Source organism: Flagellimonas flava (assembly GCF_050617915.1).
Classification (GTDB): domain Bacteria; phylum Bacteroidota; class Bacteroidia; order Flavobacteriales; family Flavobacteriaceae; genus Flagellimonas; species Flagellimonas flava_A.
Genome location: NZ_JBODQE010000088.1, coordinates 1 through 261, shown reverse-complemented (window position 1 = coordinate 261; position 261 = coordinate 1). Strand labels below are relative to the sequence as shown.

The 261-nt window shown below is 33.0% G+C and carries 1 pseudogene; it reads left to right on the top strand.

The annotated features are described in order from the left end of the window. A pseudogene (locus ACRHOZ_RS21090) lies at window positions 1-261 on the top strand (sodium:solute symporter); the annotation flags it as partial.

Below are 261 nucleotides of genomic sequence, written 5' to 3'. Positions count from 1 at the left end.
GAAATAGGTGTCGTTACTTCTGCTTTCTTTTTATTGGGATTAATTGCAGCTGCTTATTCTAGTGCAGATTCTGCATTAACATCGTTAACTACGTCTTTTTGTTTTGATATTTTGGATATTGAAAACAAACCAGAAGCTTCAAAAAAAGGCATACGCAAAAGAACTCACATTGGCTTTAGTATTGTGCTGGTTATTGTAATCATCCTTTTTGATTTAATCTTTAAAGATGTCTCTGTAATATGGGAACTTTTTAAAGCCGCA